Source organism: Ruegeria sp. N10 (assembly GCF_056531545.1).
On record NZ_JBQFLY010000012.1, the window covers coordinates 125,986 to 137,231 of the forward strand.

General features: G+C 55.5%; 12 protein-coding genes and 1 tRNA gene. 6 read left to right on the forward strand and 7 right to left on the reverse strand.

What is annotated here, in order from left to right:
• The first annotated feature begins 1 nt into the window (after position 1).
• A tRNA-Phe gene (locus ACR0JI_RS15960) sits at positions 2-76 on the forward strand.
• Between the two features lie 31 nt (positions 77-107).
• Here the strand turns inward: ACR0JI_RS15960 and ACR0JI_RS15965 are convergent.
• Together ACR0JI_RS15965 and ACR0JI_RS15970 are read right to left on the reverse strand one after the other, a co-directional pair.
• Positions 108-1,220 carry a tyrosine-type recombinase/integrase gene (locus ACR0JI_RS15965; protein WP_480495047.1) on the reverse strand — a complete coding sequence of 371 codons (1,113 nt, stop codon included), beginning with the start codon at positions 1,218-1,220 and terminating at the stop codon, positions 108-110.
• Positions 1,220-1,456: a hypothetical protein gene (locus ACR0JI_RS15970; RefSeq protein ID WP_480495045.1), complete on the reverse strand. Its 237-nt coding sequence runs from the start codon at positions 1,454-1,456 to the stop codon at positions 1,220-1,222. Before ACR0JI_RS15970 ends, ACR0JI_RS15965 begins: the two co-directional genes overlap by 1 nt.
• A 363-nt stretch (positions 1,457-1,819) precedes the next feature.
• Here ACR0JI_RS15970 and ACR0JI_RS15975 point away from each other — a divergent pair, with 363 nt between their 5' ends.
• From ACR0JI_RS15975 to ACR0JI_RS15995, 5 genes are all read left to right on the forward strand, one after another.
• Entirely contained in the window at positions 1,820-2,242 is a 423-nt protein-coding gene (locus ACR0JI_RS15975; RefSeq protein ID WP_480495043.1) for a helix-turn-helix domain-containing protein, read from the forward strand.
• 2 nt (positions 2,243-2,244) lie between these two features.
• Positions 2,245-2,547 carry a hypothetical protein gene (locus ACR0JI_RS15980; RefSeq protein WP_480495041.1) on the forward strand — a complete coding sequence of 101 codons (303 nt, stop codon included), beginning with the start codon at positions 2,245-2,247 and terminating at the stop codon, positions 2,545-2,547.
• A gap of 117 nt (positions 2,548-2,664) precedes the next feature.
• The gene (locus ACR0JI_RS15985; protein ID WP_480495039.1) at positions 2,665-3,828 is read left to right on the forward strand and encodes a hypothetical protein; all 1,164 of its coding nucleotides are present in this window, start codon (positions 2,665-2,667) and stop codon (positions 3,826-3,828) included.
• The gene (locus ACR0JI_RS15990) at positions 3,818-4,750 is read left to right on the forward strand and encodes a hypothetical protein (RefSeq protein WP_480495037.1); all 933 of its coding nucleotides are present in this window, start codon (positions 3,818-3,820) and stop codon (positions 4,748-4,750) included. Before ACR0JI_RS15985 ends, ACR0JI_RS15990 begins: the two co-directional genes overlap by 11 nt.
• 76 nt (positions 4,751-4,826) lie before the next feature.
• On the forward strand, positions 4,827-5,756 hold the full coding sequence (locus tag ACR0JI_RS15995) for a hypothetical protein (protein WP_480495035.1): 930 nt from the start codon (positions 4,827-4,829) through the stop codon (positions 5,754-5,756).
• Between the two features lie 15 nt (positions 5,757-5,771).
• Here the strand turns inward: ACR0JI_RS15995 and ACR0JI_RS16000 are convergent, their stop codons facing one another.
• The 5 genes from ACR0JI_RS16000 to ACR0JI_RS16020 all read right to left on the reverse strand — a co-directional run bounded on the left by ACR0JI_RS16000 (position 5,772) and on the right by ACR0JI_RS16020 (position 11,032).
• A complete protein-coding gene (locus ACR0JI_RS16000) occupies positions 5,772-6,911 on the reverse strand; it encodes a DNA cytosine methyltransferase (RefSeq protein WP_480495033.1) in 1,140 nt (379 codons plus the stop codon).
• A gap of 201 nt (positions 6,912-7,112) precedes the next feature.
• The gene (locus ACR0JI_RS16005) at positions 7,113-8,666 is read right to left on the reverse strand and encodes a relaxase family protein (protein ID WP_480495031.1); all 1,554 of its coding nucleotides are present in this window, start codon (positions 8,664-8,666) and stop codon (positions 7,113-7,115) included.
• Positions 8,660-9,133: a plasmid mobilization protein gene (locus ACR0JI_RS16010; RefSeq protein WP_480495029.1), complete on the reverse strand. Its 474-nt coding sequence runs from the start codon at positions 9,131-9,133 to the stop codon at positions 8,660-8,662. The genes ACR0JI_RS16005 and ACR0JI_RS16010 overlap by 7 nt, the downstream gene beginning before the upstream one ends.
• On the reverse strand, positions 9,130-9,984 hold the full coding sequence (locus ACR0JI_RS16015) for a hypothetical protein (RefSeq protein WP_480495027.1): 855 nt from the start codon (positions 9,982-9,984) through the stop codon (positions 9,130-9,132). The genes ACR0JI_RS16010 and ACR0JI_RS16015 overlap by 4 nt, the downstream gene beginning before the upstream one ends.
• 323 nt (positions 9,985-10,307) lie before the next feature.
• Positions 10,308-11,032, reverse strand: a protein-coding gene (locus ACR0JI_RS16020) for an IS5 family transposase (protein ID WP_480495184.1) whose coding sequence is annotated in 2 segments (ribosomal slippage) — positions 10,308-10,759 and positions 10,759-11,032 — 726 coding nt in all. Because the reading frame shifts where the segments join, the coding sequence is not laid out codon by codon here.
• Positions 11,033-11,246: the final 214 nt, after the last annotated feature.

Below are 11,246 nucleotides of genomic sequence, written 5' to 3' on the forward strand. Positions count from 1 at the left end.
TGCCCGGGTAGCTCAGGGGTAGAGCAGTGGATTGAAAATCCTCGTGTCGGTGGTTCGATTCCGCCCCCGGGCACCACTTAACAAGCTGATATGTTTATATTTTCTGCTCATGGCTGATCCTCGTTTCGGTCAGGTTTGACGCTTTTCTGCGAAGGTTTGACACTTTGGGCTCGCCTTCGGTTCTCTTCTTCCAATGTCGCCATCGTCTCGCGGTTCTTGTCCGCAAGGTTCGCTGACCGTGAATAGTGCCGCGCCATGGAGGGTGTTTTCTGCCCCAGAAGGTCCGCGATGCGGCGTTCATCCAGCCCGGCCTCGCGCAAAGTCGTGGCGACCGTGTGCCGCAAGCCCTTGAGGGTCAGGCCTTTTTCGATAAGGCCTTCATTCTCAAGGGTGGTCTTGAAGCGGTGCCAAACGGTCGAAAAGCCGTTGTAGGTCCACGCCTCGCCGCGCGAATTGGAAAGCACGGTTTTGGCGTCGTGGTCGGACATACGGTCCAGCGCCTCTTGCAGCGTCGGGCTGACCGGAATCGCAACCTCTTCGCCAGTCTTACCGCGCACGCCCCAAATCGTGCCGTCATCGACCTGATCCTTCCGCAGGCGCAGGGCATCCGACGGATCGAGGCCGGTGTTCATCATCAAGGCGAGGGCCACGCGAACATGGGGCTTGGCTTTGCCCAGGACGGTGTCTCGCTCCTCGATGGTCCAAGGGCGATTGGCATAGGCGCGATCGCGCGGGCGGCGCTTGGGTATGACATCCTTTGCGAAGTTAGCCGAGATGAGCCCTTTCGGGATGTTGTACCGAAATACCTCGCTTAGGAGGGTTCGGACCATATTGGCCCGCCGCCAACCAATCTTCTTTGCAGCTTTGTCGTGGATGCCTGCGATCAGCGGTGTGTCGATCACATGGATCGGCGTGTCGCGGATCGGCTCAAGGAAGTCGGCGCATTTGCGATAGTCTCGCCGGGTGGCTTCGGCGAGGTTCTGGTAGTGCTCGGTTTCAAAGTAGGACTGGATTAGCCCGCCAAGCGTTCCGGCCTTCGGTGCTTTCGCCCGCTGCGCTTCGGCGATGGCGCGTATCGTTTCACATTCGGCATAGAACTCGGCGGAACCTATGGGCGCGTGTGTCAGGTCAACCTTATGGCCGGTCTCGCGATGATAGCATCGCTGCTTGCCGTGCCGGTCCTTGAAAATCTTGAACCCCTTGACCCGCACCTGTGTCATCAAAGCCGGTCCAGAATGGTTTCGCGGGCGTCTGTCACGGACCCTGATTTCACATCATCAATCCAGAGATCGAGATCACGGCGATCCCAGAGCAACGTGCCTTGCTTCAACTCAACGGGTCGCACGGGACAAGCCGCCTTGAAGTGCTTCACCGGCAACCCGGCATAACTAGCGGCCTCAGATTGCTTCAGCATGCGCTTGTCGATCACGCTGATATTGAGATTGGTCGTCGCCATAACCGGACACCCCCGTCAATTCACCGCCGAACCCTCGGCCCCTTTGACCTTGGTCGCGTTCTTCTGAAACCGCTCCCATCCGCTCATGGTCAAGAGCTTGGTCTTAGGGGATATTTCTACAAACTCGAGCTTTCCGCTGTTCATCAACGCTCGAACTTGCGCAACGCTTAGGCCAACCATTGAACTAAGTTCTTTCGGTGATAGGAGCTTTTCGTGAGCCAAAACCTTCTCCTTTTCAGAAGTTAGCGTGAATCAGGTTGATTGCTTGGACGAGCCGTGCTCCGATAACGAAACACAACCAATGGCGTTCATTTGTGCGTATAGCATTCAATTGAGCGCAAACACAAGTGGATTGCCTCGGCAATGGCAGAACGTGCGGAAAATTACCTAGCTGCGCTTGGAGCGCGCCTCGCCATCACCAGAAACGAGAAGGCGTTGTCTCAGGCAAAAATGGCCGAAGCCCTCGGAATGTCGTTGCGCGCCTATCAGAGCTACGAGTTAGGCAAGCGGTCGATTCCAATTGAAGCTCTGATCAAGTTGCACCGGCAATTTGACGTGGACTTGAGCTGGATATTGCTTGGCGTAGAAGCTGTGCGGCTCAAGCACGACCTGGACAAGCTGGAAGAGTTTGAGGTCGAGCTGGACAGGTACCTGTCAGAGAACGGTATCAAACTGAAAAGTGAAAAGCGCGGCGCAATTTCGGCGCGCTGGTACCGCTCTTTCCTCGAAGGGAAAGAGATCGCCATGGACGACGTCCATACCTGGATCGAGCTATTGAGGGAGTGAAAATGGACTTTACACACACTAAGACATGGCAATGCCATCAGTTGGCCAGCACCGAAAAGATGCAAAGAGAAATCACGCGCTTAACGCGCCCAGTGATGATTGCGGCTGCTGCGGTCTCGTTAGCGTATCTCGCGATTTGGGCTCTTGTTTACAACTTTTGGGATGCCGGCGTTCTGCCTGGCCTGCTTCCTTTAGCTGCTGCGGTCACGGGTTTCGCAGTGGTAATACTTTTTCCAGCTTTTGCCCTTGCGCTTGGTATAGAGCAATACTTTGAGAAGCGGCTTAAGGAACAGGGGAATGTTTGAGTTTGACTTTTCCGCCTCTTTTCCCACTCCGATCGTCTTGCTAAGACCGATGCAACCACGTTGTCGTATTCCAACATTGCGACTTAACTGCTCCGGCAAACTCTTTAGGAGTGAATAGTGACAAACCTACCCGAAAATGTGTCTGGCGGCACTCCAGATAGAAAGAATATCGCGGAGCTGCTTCTAGATGAGAGCAATCCTAGGTTTGGTGACCTTGAGCGGGGTATTGAGCAATCCCAGCTTGTCGATCTGATCATCGATAAATTTGGCATTGAAGATGTGGTCAGCTCGCTTGCTATGAATGGTTTCTTTGCAGCAGAACCACTTGTTTGCGTGCGTCAGCCAGATGGTTCCTTAGTAGTCAAAGAGGGGAACCGGCGTCTTTGTGCGTGCATCGTTCTTTTGGGTGATCCAAGGGCAGTTCGCCAGGAGCGCTTAACTGCCAGGGTTCAGGCCGCTTGGAAAGCAAACGGAAGCCCTGCAATAGAACCAATTCCCGTCCTTATTTTCGAACCCGACGGTCCGGCCGCAGAGACTATGCTTTCGTATTTGGGAGTTCGGCACATTGCAGCGGCTCAAGCTTGGGACTCTTATGCCAAGGCGTCTTGGGTTGCCAAGATCACCGATGAAACGGGTATGCCGATCTCCAAGATTACCGAAATGATTGGGGATCAACACAGTACTGTTGTCAGGCTGCTAGAAGGGTATCGCTTCATTCGGCAGCTAATCGAGACAGGGAATTTTCGCCCGAGCGACAGTCAGAAACGTGGTCGCGGAAGTGTTTCAGAGTATCCCTTTTCGTGGGTCTACACCATATTGGGCTATCGAGCGGCTCGCGACTTCTGTGGATTGAGCGAGAAGGTATCGGAGCGAGCGAATCCGATTCCAGAAGATAAGCTTGACAACGCCTCTATCGTCGTTGAAGCGATGTTTGGTGATCGGAAAACTGGGCGAAGCTCGGCAATCGTCGACTCTCGTCAGCTTATTGATCTTGCCAAGGCGTTCTCTGACCCCGACAAGGTCGCTCTGCTAAAGACAGGCAGTGATCTTATAACAGTTCTCGACAAGACTAAGCCGATTGAAGAAAAGCTTGAGGAAAATTTGAGTAGGGTCCGTTCGATCCTTTCCGACTTGGTGGCTTCCGTTTCTGAGACGCCACCCGCTTTAGACTCCGCCAAACAACATCTTGGGACCTCAGTAAAAGTAAGGTCCTCCGCGTCAGATTTGGCAAAACGTCTCAAGGAGATTACGGATAGGGAATTCGAAGAAGATGTCGACTGACCATTCCTACTTTCTGAGAGGTCATTTTCTCAAAGTATCCAAGGATGCAGATCAGGCGGAGTTGGTTGCGCTCCGCTTTGGGAAGTCTCGCGCTTCGTCCGGAGTTCGCGACGATTCGATAGCTGATACATTAGAAGAGAGTTACTCCGCAGACGATGGTGTGGCTGAAGAAGCTTGGCAGTCTCACGAAACCTCTTTGGATACAGCTTCTTCGCAGATCCTCGAAGAACTCGAGCGTCGATCCAAGTCGCTAGGCGATTTGTACCCCTTCCGATTGGAAGGTGATGTACTGACCTACGATCAGTCAGAGACACTTGTTTACGAGTTCTTGTTATGCACGTCATTATCGCCCAGTCTCACAACAGGCCGCTTCAAGGATTTTCCGAGGCAATTTGAACGTCTTGCGACCGTACTCACAGCAAATTTTCTCGGGCCAAATACCAAGTTTTGTCACATTGGTTTTCCGAATGAACACAAGAGATTCAAAAAGGCAGTAGGCGTTGCCATCGAGAATAGTGGGGAGCTTCGTTGGCAACCGATTGACGACTTGCCAGACGAAGGCCCCCGCCAAGGAGACGAGGGCGTTGACTACATTCTTTGGAAGGACTTTGGATGCGGGCGACCGGTTGGCCAACCGTTCTATTTTGGACAGTGTGCGTGTGGCAACGATTGGGACAGCAAGCTAAATGACGTTTCGGCGAAGTTCTTCAAGTGGTTTTCCACGTTGAAAGTCAGTCCTGCTAAGGTCTTTGCAATCCCTTTCGTAGTCCCGGACAACAAACTGAAGGAGGTCAGCAGAGATGCGGGAATTGTGATGGACCGGCTACGCCTTGTTAAGGCTGTTTCAGCAGGGGATCACTTTGATCATGATGACTGGAAAGACAAACTGTTCGACACAATGTGCTTAGTTGCAGCGGCTTAAGTCTACGGAACTATTTTCGAATCCTAGTTGAAGAATCCGGCACACATCGGTTTGCTGAGGCAAACGGAGTCGAGCAATGCCCACAAAGGTTCTAGAGTTTCATGGCTTCGAGCCACTATCGTCAGAAAGCAAGTCATACGCCGCAAGGCGATGGTGTCCTTTTGTCGACGACAAGTGCAAAAAATCGCAAAGCGGCGGTGCTTGCGTCCTGCAAGCTCCAGATTCCCCTCCAGTCATAATTTGCCCCAACCGTCTTTATGGAAGTCAATTTGAGGTAGTCTCAACGATCGCTGAAAAGTCGTTTGGGCCTAGCTCCGAGCTTGTTACAGACTTAGAGGCCGAAAAGCGCAGGAGGAGTAATTCTCTGACCGGTTGCGAAGTAGTAGTTTTTGGTCAAGGGTATAGCGGTGAAGTCGGGATCAAGGCCCCGGCGGCCGAGGGCGAAACAGGTTCCTTTAAGGTAGACTTTTTGCTTACTTCTGTGGGCCCTGAGCTTGAACCGCGGGCAATTGTTGCCGTCGAAGTACAAACCATCGATACCACAAACAGTTACAAGAAAGCGTCCACAAGCTACTACGCCGAACAACCACACCCCAGCAAATGGGGTGAGGGCGGAACCAACGCTGGGTTCAATTGGGAGAATGTTACAAAGAGAATTCTGCCCCAAATAATTTACAAAGGGCACGCTCTAAGGCGCGAGAAATTAGCACGACACGGCCTGTTTTTTGTTTTGCCTGACCCGGTCTTGCAGAAGATCCGGACTCGGATTGGCGGCGCACTTTTGGAGTACCCAAAGGGTCCGGGCACAGTGACCTTCCATTCCTATCAGCTTGTTGAAGATTGGTCAGCTGGCGAACGCCCAATCGAGCTTGTGACTGAGTTTACAACCACAGTTGAGCAGATCGCGTTTGCCTTCGTTTCCCCTCAAAACTTGCCACCATTAGGCATTTATGAAGATACGATTTCGACCAAACTGAAGGCACTTAGACGCAAGAAGAGTCTGTGACACTCGTTCAAGAAGCTAGGCAATAGCAGCTTCTAGCTGCGAGCTGTTGGTTTCTGACCTGATTGCGTCCAAAATCGCGAGTCCGATGCACTTTCCCATCAGTGGCGGAACTGCGTTTCCTACTTGAACGAACTGTTCGGTTCGTGGCCCAGCGAAGTGGAACCAATCCGGGAAAGACTGAAGGCGCGCGGCTTCGCGAACAGTAATGCTGCGATCTTGTTCTGGGTGAATGTAGGCTCCCCAATGAATGTCGCATTTGGTGAGGATAGTGCAGGCAAGGCCATCCCAACGCATCCTCCCATATCTTTTTGTATGATCGCTTCGCTTGGCTCGTTTCATCCCAGCTGGCAGCAGATCATATGGCACGTCGCGCCAACTGCCACCTTGTGGAATGTGCTGCATACGCTCCAAATTTATGGCTCCGAGCTTCGAAGCCGAATGGTTGTGAACCTTGCTCGATCCGCGCCTGAGCTGCGCCTGAAAGTCTGAGTTAGCCCGCGTTCTGTAGTTCGTTACACCGCGATCCTCGCCGTTAACAAGCTCAGGGAGATCAGACAGTGCATCGCGGATTGTGGTGTACGGCTGCAAGTTAGGACCGTGAGTTTTTGTCGGCCAGACAATAGGGGCACCTATACGGTTGCCGATGAAAACAACGCGACGGCGTTCTTGAGGAACGCCATACTCTTCTGCCCTCAGAATTTGAGCTTCGACGTTGTAGCCGAGACTACGAATACCTGACAAAACGGCTTGAAAGGCTTCGCCTTCACCGGCGGACATGATCCCGGTAACATTCTCCATAACCAGCCACTTGGGCATCAAGCCCTCAACGATCCGGAGGTACTCCTTGAATAAATGGCTGCGTTGGTCGTGCATACCGCGCTGGTGATTGTAGACGGAGTAGCCCTGGCACGGTGGGCCGCCTGCCAGGACATCGAGCTCGAACTTCCTTAATCCCGTCGCTTGCAAGAAATCACTTGCGGCCAAGTCGTAGATTGAACCTGGAATGAATGTGGCCTGGGGGTGTGTCGCGGCAAACGTCGAACCCGCGTGCTCGTCGATATCGTTGCCCGAAAGCACATGGAATCCCGCTTGACGCATGCCTTCGGACAGGCCGCCAGCGCCACAGAACAAATCAATTACGGTCTGCCCATTCATCATCTTCCACCCAAATCGCAAAGACACGGAAAAAGCTTGCCAAATGCCTGCATTTTGTCCGCTCTCTTTACCTTTATACAACCAGTTGTGCCAAAGCAAAGCAACACTGAAGGCATTCTATCTGCCATGTTCTTAATTCGTTCTTACCGCTCAAAGTAACAAGCTTCAAGCTCCACAGAGCTTGCAAATTCCTTCGGGGGCTCAATGCCTCAACCCCCGTTCCGCATGCGCCTCCTGACTGTCTAGCTGTCCCTCAACCTCTCGGCGGCGGCTTTCGCTAAGGTCAAGCTCTGCTGCAAGGTCTCGCCCAGCGTCTTGTAATTCGCCTCGTCGTTCAGCAATCCGCTCAAGGCCTTCATGGATGCGGCTTGCGAACGAATGAGCAAAGTTACGCAGTCTCTCAAGCCAGCCAGCTCCCTCTCGATCTTGCCGGTCGAGCGTGTTTCCAAGGCGGTCAAATCCCTCGCGGAGGCTTCTGACGCCGTCACCAACCGCTCGACGCAGGCGAGCAAGTCGCGTTCCAAGGCTGTCAGTTGGGTCATCTAATCCTCCTCGATCCGAATGCAGGTCACGTGTCTCTCGTCCATCGTGCAGGTCCTGAGCCGTGTCTTCGACGGGTCCAGGATCAGCCAGGTCCCCTCGGGTCGTTCGATCCGTGTGAGGCCCAATTCCATCAGCTCCGAGCGTGTCAGGTGCACAGTCCAGAAAAAGCTCGCGGCCATCATCGAGGCGATCCCCGTCAGCACCATCGCCGCGATCAGCCAGGGCGAGATCGTCAGCCAGAGGCGGATCGACCTCAGCCGCGTCTCGAACAGGCTCGCGGTCTCGGTCTGAAATCGGCGCGTATCGCTCGCGATGGTATGCTGCGCGGCGCCCACAATGTTCTTCAAATCGATCCTGAAGCTCTTGAGCTGGGATGAGATCGAGGCGACGTGTTCCTGTCTGATCTCGTCGAGCTCCGCGTTCAGCTTCTCGCTCAGCCTGGTCGGCTTGCCAGTCTTCATGGAAAATCTCTCCTTTCAGCCGCCAACGCTCGCTAGTCTCGGGATCACGGGCGGTGATGTAGGCTTTGCCCGTGCGCGGGAGATCGAAGCCCGCGTCGGTAAGCGCCTCGATCATGGTCGCGCGGTCGGCGATCAGGCCCATGTCGATCTGGTCCTGTATCCAGGTGTGCAGCTCGTCCCGGCCTTGGGCGCGAGTTGGGGCCTCTATGGTGTCCCGGACCTCTTGCGCCCGCTCTACGTCCATCGGATCGGCCCAGTCGTGGCGCTGATTCATCTCGTCGCGCAGGCTGTCATAGGCGTCCTGATAGCCCGGTGGGGCGATGTTGAGACTTTTGCCTGTCGTCAGCTCCAGGCGCGGCGTGCAGAAGTGAAGCTCGACCCGGCCTTCGTGGCGATGGCGGACCCAGAGCACCTCATATTGCTCAGGGTCCAGCCCCGCGAAGGCCAGCCGCTCGAACTGGTCCATAACCTCAGCCTGCTGGTCCTCGGTCGGGGCGTCTGTGCCCGCAAAGCTGATCACACCCGCGCGGTAGGTCCATTGGTGGCGGCTGGCGTCGATCAGGGCCTCGGTGCGCTCGGGGTTACCGCGCAGCACCTCCGGCAGTGGATCGCGGGTGACGGTCTTGGGTTGGCCGTCGGCATCACGGATAAGGTCGCGGTCGGCGTCATAGGCCAGCACCCGCTCGGCCACGAGGTACCCGACCGGACCCGCGCCCGCGCCCTTGCCATTGGGGAAGAACTTGATCAGCACCGCCGCGCCTCTTCGAGGAGAGCGGCGAGTTGGCGTTCAATCACAACAAGGCGGCGCGCGACTGTCAGCGTGTCGAGGTCGGTGCGCCCGGTCTTCATGGCGTGGTTCAGCCAGCGAGCGATCTGGTTGAGATTCCCGCCGATGCGCCCGACCGCCAGCACGAGTGCCGGATCGACACGCGGTACTGGCTTGCGGCGGCGGACCTCGGTGAGGCCGAGCGCCTCCCGCAGCAGCGTCGAGGCAGGCAAGCCAGCGGCTTCAGCTTTGGCGCGCAGCTGGGCCTTCTCGGACGCGGTGCAGCGGAACACGAAGGTCTCGGTGAGCGGCTCTTTGGCGGGGGCTTTGCCCACGCCGGTGGGGTTCGAAGGGGAGGCGTGCCGCCCCTCGCAAGGTCCCGTGTCATCGGCGCAGCCGTATGACATGGGTCGCCTTGCTGTTTGCGCTTCGGTGGAGTCGGTGGTGCTCATGATCTGAGGCCTGCCGCCTGGATTTGCGCTTGCGTTACCAGCTCTGCGGCCAAGAGCGCATCAATTTGGCCGGGTGTGATGTGGCGGCAAAGCGGATGGCGATCCGTGACCCAGCCCGCCAAGCCTGCAAGCATTTCGGCTTCCTTCGCTTTCGCTTCATCCCGGCCCTTGGCGATGTCTTCGACATAGGCGCGCCACCGTCCCGACCTGAACCAGTTGTCCGAGAAACAAACCTTGGAGCGGGTGAAGCCCGCGCTGTCCGCCGCGTAGGCCTTCACGGCCTGCAACAGGTCCTCGACCTCTGTCCCAGCGTCCAAACCCTCCCTTATCCGACTGAGGCACTCAGCCTTCCCGCGCACTCGGTCGGGCGGATAGGAGGCCAGAATCCTCTTAGCTTCTTCGTCCGCCGCCGCCTCGCGCCTGCGCGTAGGTGGTTTATGGATGGTTTTAGGATGGTTTGGGGGCCGTGGTGGTCCCGGTACCCCGGCCACTGTGGCCCCCGTTCCGGGTCCAGTCTGGACGGGGTCCACTGTGGCCCCCGTCTCGATATCGGGCTCGGCGGTCAGTTCAAGCGCATCGATCTTGGCCAGATCGATCCGGTACACAACGGTGAAGCCATTCTTGCAACCGCGCGCGCCAGTCTCGACCAGGATGCCTTCCTTCAGGAACTCCCGGATCGTCCGCTTGACCGTTGTTTCCCCCAATTCGGTATGCCGCTGGATCGTGCCTTTCGAACACCAGATGCCCGACCCATCATCGGAGGCCTTGTCCGCCAAAAACATGATGATCTGCTTGCGCGTCGCACTCCCGAACTTCCGCTCGGCACAAGCGTTTGCCACGCGCCAGCTCATCGGGAGGGCTCAGGAGCAAGGTTTGACAATTCGCCGCCAAGTGCTTGATGCGCCGTGGTGGGTTTGACAGATTTTTCGTGACTAACCTGTTGAGCCTTTTCAATAAGCTTCGGTTTGAAAATCCTCGTGTCGGTGGTTCGATTCCGCCCCCGGGCACCACTCTTAGATCCAGAGATATCTAAGAATGTACAAAAAGCATTGATTTATCAATGTCTAGCGCTAATGCTGTGTCCAATGCAGTCCAAAATGATCCTGCTTAAATCAGTTTAGATGGGGGTACTATTGGGGGTATTTTTTGTGAGGATGTTATTTTGCCGCTTAGGTCATGTTGACAAATGGCGAAACCAAAGCCGGATGGACGTTATATCGATGAATCCCAGGAAGCTTTCTGCGGTCTTGTCGTAGCGGGTTGCAACACGCCGAGCGTTCTTGAGCTTGTTGAAGCAGCGCTCGACCCGATTTCGCAGACGATAAAGTGAGCGGTCGACGCCAACGCGCATCTTTCTGGTTTTCCGCATGGGAATCTGGGTCATCACATCTCGATCATTCATCTTTTTGCGTATTTTGTCAGCATCATAGCCGCGATCTGCTAATAACACGCGCGGCTGAGGCAGATTATCTGCCATGACCAAATCGAAACCACGATAGTCAGATGTCTGGCCCGGTGTGATCTCGGTCCTCATGGGCAAGCCCTGTGCGTTTACGAGAAGGTGGATCTTGGTCGTGAAGCCACCTCTCGAACGGCCAAAACCCTGTCGCGGAGTCCCCCTTTTGCACCCGCTGCCTGATGATGGGCGCGGATTACGGTGCTATCGATCATTTGCAGGGCGTCTGGCACTGCTCCACTTCGGTTCAAGGCGTCCATAATCTCTTCCCATAACCCCGCCAGTGTCCAGCGCCGAAACTGTCGGTAGACGCTGAACCACTTGCCGAACTCTTCCGGCAGGTCGCGCCACGGAGCCCCTGTCCTGGAAATCCAGAAAATCCCATCAAGAACAAGGCGGTGGTTGATAGGCTTGCGTCCATTCGGGGCGCGGACAGCCAAGATGAACCGCTCAAAGAACGCCCATTACTCGTCCGACATCAGGTCTCGTGCCAAGCTGGTCTCCGTCGTAGATACCAGCTTGAATCATGCCCGCCGACAGATGTGGATCCCTTTTGTCAACATGACCTAGCATTGTCAGTGATAATGGAACAGAGTTCACCAGCCGGGCGATCCTGAAATGGGCGAACGAAAACGGCGTGGACTGGCACTACATCGA